Source organism: Pseudomonas sp. SIMBA_067, from assembly GCF_046534675.1.
Taxonomy (GTDB): domain Bacteria; phylum Pseudomonadota; class Gammaproteobacteria; order Pseudomonadales; family Pseudomonadaceae; genus Aquipseudomonas; species Aquipseudomonas putida.
The window spans coordinates 62,535-78,410 of the sequence record NZ_JAWRYH010000014.1; the positions used below are offsets into that span (position 1 = coordinate 62,535).

General features: G+C 61.9%; 13 protein-coding genes. 11 read left to right on the forward strand and 2 right to left on the reverse strand.

What is annotated here, in order from left to right; all coding sequences use genetic code 11:
- Positions 1-181 precede the first annotated feature (181 nt).
- From SB765_RS24435 to SB765_RS24475, 9 genes are all read left to right on the forward strand, one after another.
- Positions 182-1,702 (forward strand): aldehyde dehydrogenase family protein, encoded by a 1,521-nt coding sequence (locus tag SB765_RS24435; protein ID WP_341797458.1) that lies wholly within the window; start codon positions 182-184, stop codon positions 1,700-1,702.
- 226 nt (positions 1,703-1,928) lie between these two features.
- Positions 1,929-3,377: an ethanolamine permease gene (eat, locus tag SB765_RS24440; RefSeq protein ID WP_049277561.1), complete on the forward strand. Its 1,449-nt coding sequence runs from the start codon at positions 1,929-1,931 to the stop codon at positions 3,375-3,377.
- Positions 3,378-3,423: 46 nt separating this feature from the next.
- Entirely contained in the window at positions 3,424-4,818 is a 1,395-nt protein-coding gene (locus SB765_RS24445) for an ethanolamine ammonia-lyase subunit EutB (protein WP_410912422.1), read from the forward strand.
- 8 nt (positions 4,819-4,826) lie between these two features.
- Positions 4,827-5,645, forward strand: coding sequence for an ethanolamine ammonia-lyase subunit EutC (gene eutC / locus SB765_RS24450; RefSeq protein WP_410932066.1), 819 nt, complete (start codon positions 4,827-4,829; stop codon positions 5,643-5,645).
- Between the two features lie 108 nt (positions 5,646-5,753).
- Positions 5,754-6,212 (forward strand): GNAT family N-acetyltransferase, encoded by a 459-nt coding sequence (locus SB765_RS24455; protein WP_341797455.1) that lies wholly within the window; start codon positions 5,754-5,756, stop codon positions 6,210-6,212.
- Between the two features lie 264 nt (positions 6,213-6,476).
- Positions 6,477-7,124 (forward strand): DedA family protein, encoded by a 648-nt coding sequence (locus SB765_RS24460; protein WP_341797454.1) that lies wholly within the window; start codon positions 6,477-6,479, stop codon positions 7,122-7,124.
- A gap of 20 nt (positions 7,125-7,144) precedes the next feature.
- A complete protein-coding gene (locus SB765_RS24465; protein ID WP_234229293.1) occupies positions 7,145-7,960 on the forward strand; it encodes a M90 family metallopeptidase in 816 nt (271 codons plus the stop codon).
- A gap of 93 nt (positions 7,961-8,053) precedes the next feature.
- On the forward strand, positions 8,054-8,581 hold the full coding sequence (ppa, locus tag SB765_RS24470; RefSeq protein WP_016497835.1) for an inorganic diphosphatase: 528 nt from the start codon (positions 8,054-8,056) through the stop codon (positions 8,579-8,581).
- Between the two features lie 185 nt (positions 8,582-8,766).
- Positions 8,767-9,468 carry a helix-turn-helix transcriptional regulator gene (locus SB765_RS24475; RefSeq protein ID WP_341797452.1) on the forward strand — a complete coding sequence of 234 codons (702 nt, stop codon included), beginning with the start codon at positions 8,767-8,769 and terminating at the stop codon, positions 9,466-9,468.
- A gap of 288 nt (positions 9,469-9,756) precedes the next feature.
- Here the strand turns inward: SB765_RS24475 and SB765_RS24480 are convergent, their stop codons facing one another.
- Positions 9,757-12,696: a TonB-dependent receptor domain-containing protein gene (locus SB765_RS24480; protein ID WP_410932067.1), complete on the reverse strand. Its 2,940-nt coding sequence runs from the start codon at positions 12,694-12,696 to the stop codon at positions 9,757-9,759.
- Positions 12,697-12,885: 189 nt separating this feature from the next.
- Between SB765_RS24480 and SB765_RS24485 the strand changes: the two genes are divergently transcribed.
- Both SB765_RS24485 and SB765_RS24490 read left to right on the forward strand, forming a co-directional pair.
- Entirely contained in the window at positions 12,886-13,425 is a 540-nt protein-coding gene (locus SB765_RS24485) for a sigma-70 family RNA polymerase sigma factor (protein ID WP_410932068.1), read from the forward strand.
- Complete coding sequence (locus SB765_RS24490) at positions 13,418-14,374, forward strand: FecR domain-containing protein (RefSeq protein ID WP_410932069.1); 957 nt, start codon at positions 13,418-13,420, stop codon at positions 14,372-14,374. Before SB765_RS24485 ends, SB765_RS24490 begins: the two co-directional genes overlap by 8 nt.
- Before the next feature lie 15 nt (positions 14,375-14,389).
- Here the strand turns inward: SB765_RS24490 and SB765_RS24495 are convergent, their stop codons facing one another.
- Positions 14,390-15,610, reverse strand: coding sequence for a glycosyltransferase family 4 protein (locus SB765_RS24495; protein ID WP_410932070.1), 1,221 nt, complete (start codon positions 15,608-15,610; stop codon positions 14,390-14,392).
- Between the last annotated feature and the right edge of the window lie 266 nt (positions 15,611-15,876).

Genomic DNA, 15,876 nt, shown 5'->3' on the forward strand with positions numbered 1-15,876 from the left:
TGACGTATCGCAAATGGCACAAAGTGTCACCCCCGCGTGTACCGGCGCTGGCACAACGGCCGCTCACCGGGGCCGGGCAACTGACCCAAATCATTGATTTGCCTGGGGTGCCCAACGCTGGCCCAACCTTTGCTCTACGCTTCTCAACTCCTCAACAAACATAACAGCCAGGAGACACACCATGCGTTACGCACATCCCGGTACCGACGGCGCGAAGGTTTCCTTCAAGAACCGCTACGGCAACTACATCGGTGGCGAGTTCGTAGCTCCGGTCCAGGGGCAGTACTTCGAGAATACGTCCCCGGTGAATGGCAAACTGATTGCCGAATTCCCCCGCTCCACTGCCGAAGACATCGATAAAGCGCTCGACGCTGCCCACGCCGCTGCCGACGCCTGGGGCCGCACTTCAGTGCAGGACCGCTCCAACGTGCTGTTGAAGATTGCCGACCGCATCGAGCAGAACCTTGAACTGCTGGCCATCACCGAAACCTGGGACAACGGCAAACCTGTCCGCGAAACCCTCAACGCCGACATTCCGCTGGCCGTCGACCACTTCCGCTATTTCGCCGGCTGCATCCGCGCCCAGGAAGGCGGCGCTGCCGAGATCAACGAAGGCACCGTGGCTTATCACATCCACGAGCCGCTGGGCGTCGTCGGGCAGATCATTCCGTGGAACTTCCCGATCCTGATGGCGGCCTGGAAGCTGGCGCCTGCGCTGGCCGCCGGTAACTGCGTGGTGCTCAAGCCTGCCGAGCAGACGCCACTGGGCATCACCGTGCTGCTGGAAGTGATCGGCGACCTGCTGCCACCTGGCGTACTCAACGTGGTGCAAGGCTACGGCCGCGAAGCCGGTGAAGCCCTGGCCACCAGCAAGCGTATCGCCAAGATCGCCTTCACCGGGTCTACCCCGGTGGGCTCGCACATCATGAAATGCGCGGCCGAAAACATCATCCCGTCCACCGTCGAGCTGGGCGGCAAGTCGCCGAACGTGTACTTCGAAGACATCATGCAGGCCGAGCCAAGCTTCATCGAGAAGGCTGCCGAGGGCATGGTGCTGGCGTTCTTCAACCAGGGCGAGGTGTGCACCTGCCCGTCGCGTGCCCTGGTACAGGAGTCGATCTACCCGCAGTTCATGGAAGTGGTGATGAAGAAGGTGCTGCAGATCAAGCGCGGCGACCCGCTGGACACCGACACCATGGTCGGCGCCCAGGCTTCGCAGCAGCAGTTCGAGAAGATTCTCTCGTACCTGCAGATCGCCCAGGAAGAAGGCGCCGAGTTGCTGACCGGCGGCAAGGTCGAGAAGCTGGAAGGCTCGCTGGCCACCGGTTACTACATCCAGCCGACCCTGCTCAAGGGCAACAACAAGATGCGCGTGTTCCAGGAAGAAATCTTTGGCCCGGTGGTCAGCGTCACCACCTTCAAGGACGAAGCCGAAGCACTGGCGATTGCCAACGACACCGAGTTCGGCCTGGGTGCCGGCGTGTGGACCCGTGACATCAACCGTGCCTACCGCATGGGCCGCGGGATCAAGGCCGGGCGTGTGTGGACCAACTGCTACCACCTGTACCCGGCGCATGCGGCGTTTGGCGGGTACAAGAAGTCCGGCGTCGGCCGTGAGACCCACAAGATGATGCTGGATCACTATCAGCAGACCAAGAACCTGCTGGTGAGCTACGACATCAACCCGTTGGGCTTCTTCTAAACCGCGTCGCGGCCTTCGCGGGCTCGCCCGCTCCCACAGGTTCATCGTTGCTTCCAGAACCGATGCAATACCTGCGGGAGCGGGCAAGCCCGCGAAGAGGCCGGACCTGATCTACACAAAACCCAGAGCGGCAACCGTGCACCAACCGCTCTGGCTCGCTTCCTGCAGTACACATCACCATCGGCCCGAACCCTTCCGGCCACCAAGAAAAACAACAGGTGAATCTATGCCAAGCGATCATTCCGCCGGCTCGCCGGCAGGCTCTTCCGTCGACTTCGAAAAAGTCGGGTCGGACTATTTCCAGCAACGTGAACTGAAAAAAGGCGCCGCCGGCTGGGTACTGCTGGTCGGCCTGGGCGTGGCCTATGTCATCTCCGGCGACTATGCCGGCTGGAACTTCGGCCTGGCCCAGGGCGGCTGGGGCGGCATGTTCCTCGCCACCTTGCTGATGGCCACCATGTACCTGTGCATGTGCTTCTCGCTGGCCGAACTGTCGTCGATGATCCCCACCGCAGGCGGCGGCTACGGTTTTGCCCGCAGTGCCTTCGGCCCATGGGGCGGCTTCCTGACCGGCACGGCAATCCTCATCGAATACGCCATTGCGCCCGCGGCCATCGCCGTGTTCATCGGCGCCTATTGCGAGTCACTGTTCGGCATCGGCGGCTGGGTGATCTACCTGGCGTTCTATATCGTGTTCATCGGCATCCACATCTTCGGCGTGGGTGAAGCGTTGAAACTGATGTTCATCATCACCGCCGTCGCCGCCATCGCCCTGGCGGTGTTCCTGGTGAGCATGGTGCCCCATTTTGATGCAGCCAACCTGTTCGACATCGCCAAAACGGACGCAGTAGGCGCCAGCAGCTTCCTGCCGTTCGGCTATGTCGGCGTGTGGGCGGCCATCCCTTACGCCATCTGGTTCTTCCTTGCCGTCGAAGGCGTGCCGCTGGCTGCCGAAGAAACCAAGAACCCCAAGCGTGACCTGCCACGCGGCCTGATCGGCGCCATGCTGGTACTGCTGGCCTTCGCCCTGCTGATCCTGGTGGTCGGCCCCGGCGGTGCAGGCTCCGAAGCGCTGAAGGCATCCGGCAACCCGCTGGTTGAAGCGCTGTCCAAGGCCTACGGCGGCAGCACCTGGATGGGCGGCTTCGTCAACCTGGTCGGCCTGGCCGGGCTGATCGCCAGCTTCTTCTCGATCATCTATGCCTATTCCCGGCAGATCTTTGCCCTGTCCCGTGCCGGCTACCTGCCGCGCAAACTGTCGGAGACCAACAAAAGCAAGGCCCCGGTGCTGGCCCTGATCATCCCCGGCATCATCGGCTTTGCCCTGTCGCTGACCGGCCAGGGCGACTTGCTGATCCTGGTGGCGGTGTTCGGCGCTACGCTGTCCTATGTGCTGATGATGGCCGCGCACATCACCCTGCGCATCCGCCGGCCGAAGATGGAGCGCCCGTACCGCACCCCCGGTGGCATCTTCACTTCAGGTGTGGCGCTGGTGCTGGCGTGCATCGCCGTGGTTGCCGGCTTCCTGGTCGACCCACGGGTGGTGATTGGCGCCGCAGTGATCTATGCGGTACTAATTGCCTACTTTGCTTTCTACAGCCGCCACCACCTGGTCGCGGGCACGCCGGAAGAGGAATTCGCCGCCATCCAGCAGGCCGAAGAGGCCTTGCACTGATTGCCGCCACCCGCCGCGGGGCAACCCGCGGCTCTGGAGATTCTGTATGGCAAGTTTCGTACACACGGTAGGCCACCTGGTCTACCGCTTCGACAGCCTCAAGGACGTGATGGCCAAGGCCAGCCCGGCCCGCTCGGGGGACTTCCTGGCAGGCGTCGCGGCCAGCAATGACGGCGAGCGTGTCGCTGCGCAGATGGCGCTGGCCAATATCCCGCTGCCCCATTTCCTCAATGAAGCCCTGATCCCATACGAAGCCGATGAAGTCACCCGGCTGATCATCGACACCCACGATGCCCAGGCCTTCGCCCCGGTCAGCCACCTGACCGTGGGCGGCTTGCGCGACTGGCTGCTGAGCGAAGAGGCCAATGAAGACAGCCTGCGCGCCCTGGCGCCAGGGCTGACACCGGAAATGGCTGCGGCCGTGTCGAAGATCATGCGCGTGCAGGACCTGGTGCTGGTGGCGCAGAAGATTCGCGTGGTCACCCGGTTCCGCGGCACCATGGGCTTGCGCGGGCGCTTGTCTACGCGCTTGCAGCCCAACCACCCGACCGACGAGCCGGCCGGTATCGCCGCCAGCATTCTTGACGGCCTGCTGTACGGCAACGGCGACGCGATGATCGGCATCAACCCGGCCACCGACAGCATCGCCTCGATCTGTGCCCTGCTGGAAATGCTCGACGCCATCATCCAGCGCTACGACATCCCCACCCAGGCCTGCGTGCTGACCCATGTCACCACCTCGATCGAGGCGATCAACCGTGGCGTGCCGCTGGACCTGGTGTTCCAGTCCATTGCCGGCACCGAGGCGGCCAACGCCGGGTTTGGCATCAACCTGAACGTGTTGCAGGAGGGTTACGAAGCGGGCCTGTCGCTGAAACGCGGCACCCTCGGGCAAAACCTGATGTATTTCGAAACCGGCCAGGGCAGCGCACTGTCGGCCAACGCCCACCATGGCGTCGACCAGCAAACCTGCGAGACCCGCGCCTATGCCGTGGCCCGCCACTTCAAGCCGTTTCTGGTCAACACCGTGGTCGGTTTCATCGGCCCGGAGTACTTGTACAACGGCAAGCAGATCATCCGCGCGGGCCTGGAAGACCACTTCTGCGGCAAGCTGCTGGGCGTGCCGATGGGCTGCGACATCTGCTACACCAACCACGCCGAAGCCGACCAGGACGACATGGACACCCTGCTGACCCTGCTGGGGGTGGCCGGGATCAACTTCATCATGGGCATCCCCGGCTCCGACGACATCATGCTCAACTACCAGACCACCTCGTTCCACGACGCGCTGTACGCGCGCCAGACTCTGGGCCTGAAGCCCGGGCCGGAATTCGAGGCATGGCTGGCCCGCACCGGCATCTTCACCCAGGCCGATGGCCGGGTGCGCTTTGGTGACAACCTGCCAGCGGCCTTCCGCCAGGCCTTGGCACAGCTTGCATAGGGATGACCATGGACCATCGCACGCCTACCCCCGACAACCCTTGGCTGGCCCTGCGCAACCTGACCCCGGCGCGCATCGCCCTGGGCCGTGCCGGCACCAGCCTGCCGACCGGGGCGCAGCTGGACTTCCAGTTCGCCCATGCCCAGGCCCGCGATGCCGTGCACCTGGCCTTCGACCATGCCGGCCTGGCTACCCAGCTGGGTGACCGCGGGCGCGAAAGCCTGGTGCTGCACAGCGCTGCCAGTGACCGCCACCAGTACCTGCAGCGCCCGGACCTGGGCCGGCGCCTGGACGAAGAGTCGATTGCCACCCTGCGCCAGCATGCACAGGCCAACCCCGGCGGCGTCGACCTGGCCATTGTGGTCGCCGATGGCCTGTCGGCGCTGGCCGTGCACCGCCACGCATTGCCGTTCCTGGCCCGTTTCGAGGAACAGGCCGCCGCTGACGGCTGGACCAGCGCCCCGGTTGTGCTGGTGCAGCAGGGCCGCGTGGCAGTGGCTGACGAGGTTGGTGAACTGCTGGGCGCACGGATGACCGTGATGCTGATCGGCGAGCGCCCGGGGCTGAGTTCCCCCGACAGCCTTGGCCTGTATTTCACCTACGGGCCAAAAGTCGGCCTGACCGATGCCTACCGCAACTGCATCTCCAACATCCGCCTGGAGGGGTTGAGCTATGGCATGGCGGCGCACCGCCTGTTGTACCTGATGCGCGAAGCCTGCCGTCGGCAGCTTTCCGGAGTGAATCTCAAGGATGAAGCCGAGGTCCATAGCCTGGAAAGTGAGCACACTGGTAACCAGAAAGGCAACTTCCTGCTCGGCAAAGAGTAAACAACATGTCACGGAAGGCGGATTGCACTTGTGACGCGCATTGGGCAGCATGCCCTTGAAAGCCGCTGGCATTCCGCTGTTTCCCTAAATGGACTCTGAGGGCCGCACATGCGCATCATCAAGGCAACCCTGGAACACCTCGACCTGCTCACGCCATTGTTCGTCAAGTACCGTGAGTTCTACGGGCAGCTCCCCTACCCCGACAGCTCGCGCAGCTTCCTGGAAAAGCGCCTGAAGCGGGATGAATCAGTGATCTACCTGGCACTTCCCGATGATGACGACAGCAAGTTAATGGGCTTTTGCCAGCTCTACCCAAGCTACTCGTCGCTGTCGCTCAAGCGCGTGTGGATTCTCAACGACATCTACGTGGCCGAAGATTCGCGACGCATGCTGGTGGCCGACCATCTGATGCGTGAAGCGAAGAAAATGGCCAAGGAAACCAACGCCGTGCGCATGCGGGTGTCGACCAGCGCGAACAATGAGGTCGCGCACAGGACCTACGAATCCATCGGGTTTCGTGAAGATACCGAGTTCAAGAGCTACATCCTGCCCATCAGCCAGGATTGATCTGTCAAAACGGTTCACCGCATTTGTAGGAGCAGCCTTGCGCTGCGAAAGGGCCGAGATTGCCTGTGGCATCACTGGCCTCTTCGCAGCGCAAGGCTGCTCCATGAGCTCGGTGCTGACACAAAACAGTCCCTATCGTAACCCCCCGCTACAAACTCCCCGGGCATGATCCTCACTTCGCCGTATAATGCCCCACCTGTCATGCGTGAAAATTTACCCATCCCCAGGTAACCCAGCCTACGCCCAAGAACACAGGTGCTGTACATGGATTTCAACCCGTTGGACCTTATCCTGCATCTCGATGCCTACCTCGATCTGCTGGTCACCAATTACGGTCCCTGGATCTACGCCATCCTTTTCACCGTGATCTTCTGCGAAACCGGGCTGGTGGTAATGCCCTTCCTGCCGGGCGACTCGCTGCTGTTCATCGCCGGCGCCGTAGCGGCGGGTGGCGGTATGGATCCGGTGCTGCTGGCTGGCCTGTTGATGGCTGCCGCAATCCTGGGCGACAGCACCAACTACGTGATCGGCCGAACAGCCGGCGAGCGGTTGTTCAACAATCCCGACTCGAAAATATTCCGCCGCGACTACCTGCAGCGCACCCATGAGTTCTATGAACGCCATGGCGGCAAGACCGTGACGCTGGCGCGCTTCCTGCCCATCCTGCGCACCTTCGCACCGTTCGTCGCCGGCATCGCCCACATGCATTACCCACGTTTCCTGGGCTTCAGCGTTGCCGGTTCAATCCTGTGGGTCGGCGGCCTGGTCACCCTGGGCTACTTCTTCGGCAACGTGCCATTCATCAAGCAGCACCTGTCGCTGATGGTGGTGGGCATCATCATCCTGTCGCTGGTACCGATGATCCTCGGCCTGTTGCGCGGCCGCCTGGGCCGTGCGGCCAAGGCTCACTGAACACTTAGAGAACAGCAGGCATGTGGTCGTTCAGCGCCTGGCGGCGCAAGCGCGCACTGGCGCGCTACCCCATCGAGCCAAAGCAGTGGCAGGCCGTGCGCGAGCGCTTGCCCATGCTGGACGGCATCAGCGACGACGAAGATCACTGGCTGCGCGAAGCCTGCATCCTTTTCCTGCTCGACAAGCACCTCACCTGCCTGCCAGGTGTCGAACCCGACGACGAGCAGCGCCTGTTGCTGGCCGCCCAGGCGCAGTTGCCGCTGCTGCACCTGGGCGAGCTGAACTGGTACCAGGGCTTCCACGAAATCATCCTGTACCCCGACGATTTCAAGAGCCCCCAGCGCCACCGCGATGCCAGTGGCGTGGAGCACGTGTGGGACGGCGAGCACAGCGGCGAGGCCTGGCAACAGGGGCCGATCATCCTGGCCTGGAACGGCGTGCTGGCCAGCGGTGGCTGGGAGGCCTACAACCTGGTCATCCATGAGCTGGCGCACAAGCTCGACATGCTCAACGGCGATGCCAACGGCCTGCCGCCGCTGCACAGCGGCATGCCGGTGGATGAGTGGGCAACGGCCATGCAGCAGGCCTACGACGACCTCAACCGCCAGCTGGACAACAACCCCGACGCCGAAACCGCCATCGACCCGTATGCCGCGGAAAACCCGGCGGAGTTCTTTGCTGTCACCAGCGAATACTTCTTTAGTGCCCCCGACCTGCTGCATCAGGCTTATCCACAGGTCTACCACCAGTTGTCGCAGTTCTACCGGCAAGACCCGCTGGCGCGGCTGCTTCGGCTGCAGGCCGAACACCCCGAGTACCGCGAAAGCCACGCCTGACGGGGCCGCACATCCGGCCAGGCGTGGCATGCCCCGGCAGAATGTGCCTATAATCGCCGCCACTTTTTTGGTCAAACACGGGGGCACTGCCCAATGAGCTACAGCAAGATTCCGGCGGGCAAAGACCTGCCGAACGACATCTACGTCGCCATCGAAATCCCGGCCAACCACGCGCCGATCAAATACGAGATCGACAAGGACAGCGACACCCTGTTCGTCGACCGTTTCATGGCTACCCCGATGTTCTACCCAGCCAACTACGGCTTCATCCCGAACACCCTGGCTGACGACGGTGATCCGCTGGACGTGCTGGTGGTTACCCCTTACCCGGTAGCGCCAGGCTCGGTTATCCGCGCCCGTCCGGTTGGCATCCTGAACATGACCGACGACGGCGGCGGTGATGCCAAGGTCATCGCTGTTCCTCACGACAAGCTGTCGCAGCTGTACGTCGACGTGAAGGAATACACCGACCTGCCAGCCCTGCTGATCCAGCAGATCGAGCACTTCTTTGCCAACTACAAAGATCTCGAGAAGGGCAAGTGGGTCAAGATCGAAGGCTGGGATGGCGCTGACGCCGCCCGTGCTGCGATCACCAAATCGGTTGCTGCCTACAAAGGCTGATACCGGTTGTAAAAAAAACCCGCTTCGGCGGGTTTTTTTTTGCCCGAAGGGGCGACAGCACCTTAATTCGGTAAAAAGTCCTACGCAGTCCTACACCAACGCCCTACAAGCAGGCACTTTTCGTACAAACTCCGTCAACAAGCGGTTCATTTCCTTGCGGGTACCCCGTCGCTACACTCGCCCCCATGAACACTTCCGGCGACCGTCTCAAAGCCCTTCTCCACGAATGTGGCCTGTCCGCTTCTGATTTCGCCGCTCAGCGCAGCGTCACACCGCAGCACGTCAACAACTGGTTCAACCGCGGCGTACCCCTGGCCCGCCTGGACGAAATGGCCGACCTGTTCTGTGTGCATCGGCGCTGGCTACGCACGGGCGAAGGGCCCAAACACCCAAACCCGATCCAGCGCAACCACCCGCCACGCCAGGCACCGGCCAACTCGCCCAGCCCACTGTCGGCACACCGTGCCCGGGAGCTGAGGGTGCCTTTTTACGAACTGCGAAACGGCCTGCTTGCGCCGGTGGCCAGCAAACACCTGCGCCTGCCGGCAAAAGCGCTGAAAGGGTTGGGTGTGCACGCCCATCACGCCATCTGCCTGGCCATGCCCGCCAGCAACATGGTTCCGCTCATTCCGCTGGAGGCCATCCTGGCCGTGGACTTGGGCATGACCCAGGTAATAGAGGGCGAAACCTATGCCCTGCTGCACAATGGCGTGCTCAGGGTAAACAACCTCAGCCTCGGCCCGCAGGGCACGCTGTACCTGCACAGCCATGACCGGCGCAATTACGCCGTCGAACGCTACACCTGCGCCCAGCGCCAGGCGCAGGGCCTGGAGATTATCGGTTGGGTATTCCACTGGTCGCATTTCCGCCAGCAGCGGCCCGGCTGAAACAACCTGTGCCATTTTTTGCTGGGCATCCTGCGCGTGCCCTTGTATGCTACGCCGCACATTAAGCCCCGACCGGCGCGAGCCGCGGTCCAGAGGGCTCGGCGATATCCCACACGGGCATCTGCCATCTCTTTCAGGCCCTTGATGGCCACACAGTTAAGGCGATTGCGGCTTACCATAAATTAGTCGGAAGCGTCCCCGAGAAGCCGGCCACAAGCCGGCTTTTTAATGCCCGCAAAAATGTCGGGGCACTGGCGAAACCCTCTGCGCCAACGCCCTCTGCGGCCTTCAGAACCGCGTCACTACCCCCACCCGCAGCGTGCGCCCCGGCGCCGGCATGAAGCTTTGCGCCAGCGGGTCCAGATAGTAGCGATCGGTCAGGTTCTGCAGCGAGGCATTCACCTCGGTGTTCTCGAGCAACTTGTATTTCAGGAACAGATCGAACAGCGCAACCGAGCGGTATTCGATCTGCGGCGTGGTAGCACCGGACTGCCAGGGCTTGTCGAGGGTATTGGTCGGCCCGGAGGTGTAGGTCACCCGCCCACCCACGGTCAATGCCTCGTCGAGGAAGCGCACGCCGCCAGTCAGGTTGGCTGAAAACCGTGGCGGGTTCTGGGTGTTGGTGTAAGAGCCCATGAAACTGCCCGGCGTACAGTTGGGTGTGTTCTCGGTCTTCTGGTACGGGTTGGCGGTGGCGCGGAGTTTGCCGGCGAAGTCCGCGTCGCAGGTCTCGGTCTTGAGGTAGTAGGTGGCCGAGAGGTCGGCAAACACACGGCCGGCATCGTAGTGTGATTGCAGCTCAAGGCCGCGGGTGCTGAAGCTGTCGGTGTTGCTGAAGGTCATCAGGCCCCAAAGCCCCGGGCTTGGGTCGTAGTACCGGGTGATGTAGTTCTTTATCACGTTGTCGAAGTAGGCAAGCTTGACCGCGGCCGAATCGTGCTCGGTAAACAGGTTGTCGCGCAGCGCGCTGACGCCGATCTCCCAGCTCTGCGAGCGTTCGGGCTTCAGGCTTTTACCGGGGGAGACTTGCTGGGTACCCTGGCTGGTCTCGAACAAAGACGGCAGGCGCAGGCCCTGGGTGTAGGTGACATAGAAGAACGTGTCGGGCATCAGCTCGACGTTTATGCCGAATGCCGGCGAGAAGCCGCCGCCACTGCTGCTGCCCTGCGGGCTATGGTCGTAGCCTGTGACTACGCTGCTGATGCCTTCGGTGCCGACCTCCACGCTGGTCGCGCCGAAGTCGTTGAAACGCACGCCATTGAACGGCTCGTTGCTGTTGCCGAAGACGATGCCGTTGTTCAGCCTGGGGTCGGTGGCATCGGTGTACTGGCCGTTCTGGTCGGGGAACCAGGTCATGCTGCCCCAGCCTTTCGGGCCACTCGCCGAGACGTATCGTACCTCGCGGTCCTGACGCCTGGCGGTGGCCAGCACGGTGTTGTCCCTGGTGTGGAAGTGGCTGTAACGGCCACCGCCCCACAGGGTCAGTTGCTCGATCGGCTGGTACTCGAGCTTGCCGTTGAAGCTGAACTCCTGCCTGGAGGCATCGCGCAGGGTGCGGTTGGCATCGATGTCATGCTGGGTGATAAGCACACTTTTCTGCGGTTGCAGGTCTTCGAGCTGGAAAGCGCCGCCCAGGTCGAGCTTGAAGTCGCCATGGGTCGTCTCGAACCGGGAGACGTTATTCAGGTCGCCACCAATACGGCGGTTGTCCTGGCGGGTCCAGCTGCGGTCAGAACGAAACAACTGCGAAGCAGGCGCCGTCCAGGCCGAGCTCAAGGTGCTGGTTTTGGCGTCTGTCATCCACAGGTTGCTGGTCAGGTCGACCCAGGGGTTACCGGCAGGCAGGTAGTGGTAGCGCGCCGTGTAGGTGTCGATCTTCACCTCGCCCAAGGGGTACTGGTAGATACCCGCGGTGCCGAAACGATAGATGTCGGAAGGCATGATCTCGGCAGTGCGACCGTCGTAGCGGCGATAGCCCAGGTCCAGCGTATGGTCGTCGGCTATCCGCCAGGTTGCCTTCAGCAGATACGAGTCGGTTTTCGATGAAGAGTTGAGCACTTCTTCGCCGGCGTTGTAGGTCATTGCCACGCTTGGCTGCTCCCGGCCGTCTTCGTCATGGATGCGGTAGCGGTCCTGGCCTTTCTTGCCGGAAAAGTAGTTGCCCTGGTTACGGTGGGCATACGCCGCCACTACGTCCAGCCGCTCTGTGGTGAAGGCTAAGGCAGCGCTGCCAGACTCAGCCTCGGAGCCAAACAGGCTGCCCCGGCTGTCGCGTGGCGGCGCGGTCAGGCTTTCATCCCTGGAGCTGGCGCTGCGGTGAGCGGGGGCTACGCCGTTGTCCCAGAAATCGCCCTTGAGCCGCACGCCGACCTGGTTGCCGTCCACCAGAATGTCCTGCACACCGATCGTCTGCATCTCCACCGTGCCGCCTATCGCCCCGGACTTGGTCGACGGCCCTTTGTTCACGGTCAGACTGCTGATCAGGTCGGGATCGATATAGCTGCGCTGCTGGGTACCGCCATAGCCTCGATACACATCCAGGGCCTGCTCAGAACCATCGACCTTAACCGCCACCCGGCTCTGGCCCTGGATGCCGCGGATGTTGACGTCCAAGGCACCGCCATTGCGGGTGTCACCAACCTGCACGCCTGGGACACCGCTGAGCAGGTCGCCCGCAGACACCCGGCCGAAGCGGTCGATCTGCTCGCTGGTCAGGTGCACTGACGAACGTGGCGCTCTGTAGGTTTCCACCTCTGGGCCCTGTGCGGCGGCCTCGACCATCGTCGGCGACAACTCTGCTGCAGCACGGGCAGCGGTGCCCTGCGCCAACAACACGTAGGTGCCGGTAGCACTTGGCACCAGCCGCAAACCGGTATTGGCGAGCAACCGCTGCATGCCCTCGCTGACCGTATACCGCCCTTTCAAGGCGGGCGCCGTTCGCCCGCGGATCAGGTCAGGCTCGTACGACAGCAGCAGCCCGGCCTGGCTGCTGAAGCTGCCGAGGGCTGCCCCCAACGGGCCTTGGGCAATGTTGTAGTCACGCAGCGTGGCGTCGTCCAGGCGAGTAGCCGTGAGCGCAGCCTTGTGGGCATCCTGGGCCAAAACCGCGCTGCTGTGCAGCAGGCCTGAAGCGCAGCAACTGGTCAGCGTGCAACGCAGCACAAAGTTGATGGGCGACAGGCAAGGCCGAGGGCGCGGAACAGGTGAAGGACAACGTACTGGGAGCATGCTTTTCTCGCTCGTGGGGTTCGCGCCCACCACTGGCAGCGGGCTGTTACCTCCTCTGTCGCACGAGATCGAAAAAAGGATATGAATGGATAGGAAGCGTCCGAATTTACCGAACTGGCCTTGTGACTTGAGCAATTCTAGTGATAATGGTTTGCATTTGCGACAGCCCATGTATCAATTCAATCGACGATGAATGCACCCTTCTCCCCGCCGAACAGTACCGAGCCGTGCAGTATCGAAACGCTGTACATCGAGAACCACGCCTGGCTGCGTAACTGGCTTGCCTACCGGCTGAGGTCATGGGGGCGCGGGGTGGCCGACGATCTGGCCCAGGATACGTTCCTGCGTGTGCTGGCCAGCCGCGAGGGCGCGCGGGTCGAGCCGATTCGCCAACCCCGCGCCTACTTGACGCGCATCGCGAACTGCGTGCTGGTGAGCTGGCGGCGCCGGCAGTCGCTGGAGCAGGCGTGGCTCGAAGCGCTGCTGTTGCTGCCAGAGCCCGAGTATCCTTCGCCTGAGCTGCAATGTGTGATCCTCGAGACCCTGCATGAGATCGACGCAGTTCTGCACAAGCTGCGACCGCGTACAAGGCAGGCATTCCTGATGGCGACCCTGGACGGCATGAAGCACAAGGACATCGCCGTGGCCTTGAACATAGCGCTGCCGACGGTGAAGAAGTACATCCACGACGGCTACCTGACCTGCCTGACGCAGATGCCCGATGACTAACGGTACTGCAACGCCCGACGATGCCATCGCGCAGCATGTGCTTGCCCAGGCAGCCTCGTGGCTGATGCTGATGCAGGACGGGCCGCTGCTGCCTGCCCAGCAGCTCGAACTGGAGCGCTGGCGGCTTGCCAGTGATGAGCACGAACGTGCATGGAAAAGGGCGCAGCGCCTGCTTTCACGCCTGGGCAGCCTGCCGCCAACGCTGGCCAGGCATACCCTGCAACGCCCCCCGGGCAGGCGCGCGGTACTGCGCGGGCTGGTTCTGCTGATGGGTGCCGCACCGCTTGGCTGGTGGGGCTGGCGCTTGCAGGCCGGGCGTTTTGCCAGTGATTACCATACGGCTGTCGGCGAGCGCACACACGCGCGGCTGGCCGATGGCACGCAGATCATCCTGAATACCGACAGTGCCCTGCAGCTGCTTTTCGATAGCGCGCAACGGCTGCTGCATCTGCGCCGTGGCGAGGTGTACATCGTGACCGCTGCCGACCCACGGCCGCTGATGGTGCAGACCGTACATGGGCAGTTGCTTGCACTGGGCACGCGGTTCAGCGTGCGCCAGCTGGCCGATGAAACCTTGCTCGAGGTGTACGAAGGCGCCGTGCAGGTACGCCCCGAAAGCACCAGCGTGGCGGCAGGCGAGAACATCATCCGCGCCGGGCAGCAGGTTCGATTCACCCGGGAGCGTCTGGGCCTTGTCGGTGAGGTGGGTGAAACCAGCCTTGCTTGGCAACGCGGCTTGCTGGTGGCCGATGACATGCCATTGCACCAGTGGGCGCAGGCATTGATGCGCTACGCCGACCAGCGCCTGGAGTACGACCCCGCGTTGAGCGAACTGCGGGTGTCTGGCACCTTCCCGGTCGATGATCTGCCGCTGGCGTTGGCCATGCTGGCCCAGACCTATGGGCTGCAGGTTCGCCAAGGTGGTGGGCGTCTGGTTATCAGTCGGTGATCGGGCAGCCCATCGTCAGTCTTTTCGGGCGCGCGGGCTGGCAGAGGGTGTCAAACTGCTCTTCAGGAATTCCTCGCGCACCTGGTGCATCTGCAAGTGTGTTTTCCCGGTCGCATACTCCAACCCCGCAAGCCCCATTTCCAACGCCAGCTCGGGATGCCGGGCAGCATGACGGATACGCTCTGCCAGGCTGGACGGGTTCCCGGTTTCGAACGTCAGCGCGTTGTGCTTGCTGGTTATGTCCAGCACCCCGGATGTATCAGAACCGATGACGGGAACGCCTTGGCTGAACGCGTCAAAAATGATGCGGGGCTGTTCTTGCTTCAAGGTCGGCACCAACAACCAGTCATGCTGGGCAATGATGTCGAAAAAGTCGTTGCCATAATCAACTGCGTTCTGGAACCGCACTTCGATGCCGCCATGGTCTTCAGCTGCAAAGCGTAGGCAGTGCTCTTTGAAATCACCCTCACCCATGAGGGTGACGGTGATTTCAATGTTTTCGACTTCCAGTTGTTCAATGGCTTCAAGGACTAGCAGAACACCTTTATCCAGGACAAGGCGTGATGGGTAAAGCAGTTTGACTTTACGGTTGCCCTTGGCTTCGAATCTTTTCCTGACGGCGTCCGGTGCCGCGATGTATTTTTTATCCAGCCAGCTGGCAGGGTTGATCAGCGTGCGGCTGCTATTACGCCCAAGAAAATACTCCTTGTAGAAAGACTGAGTAAAGATCCTGGCATTCGCCAGCTTCAGGCAGCGCTTCAACAAAAAGGTGTGCATATGGTGTTCGATGATTGCTCTGAGGCTTCGCGGCTGCCCCTGAGCCAACATCCAGAATGAAGACTCTATGACAATCACCCATTGGAAGCGGAACAAAGGCTTGAGCGGCAATAGGTAAAAGGACAAGGGGAAGGCCCAACCGGCCCCGTCAGAATGAACGATCCGCGCATGCTTGCAGGCATTGATGACGGTTATGAAATTCGGAAAAAAGTTCTTTAATACTGACGAAAGCCCATAGTCTTTGCGCAACCCATAAAGCCATTTAACATCCAGATGGCTAATGCTTTGCAGCCCGTCGACGTTGCCGCCTCTCTCGACAGGGCAGCACATGCCGAAGTTTTCTATGTAGGTGAGATGAAGCTCTATATCTTTGACCCACAAGGGGTCTGTAAACAAACCACCTTGCTCGTCTACGACAACAGGAATTCGGGTGAACAGCATGTATGGGTCTTCAATCATATTCCCCTCACAGGGATGCCAAGGACACTAACGGTTGAATTGTCTACATGGGGCCTACTCCTCAATACCAGCCGTCCATCTCAACAACGTTCCAGCGTCCTTGCAGACCTTCTGCATACGCAGCAAGCGCTCCGCATGGGTTCACTCTAGTGCGGCTTCACAGATTGCACACGCGATGTAGCAACAATTTCTCATCGTGTGCTGCCCCCTTGTAGGCGCGACATAAGGCCGCGCCCACAGGGACCGCACCGTGCCCAAACAAGCCG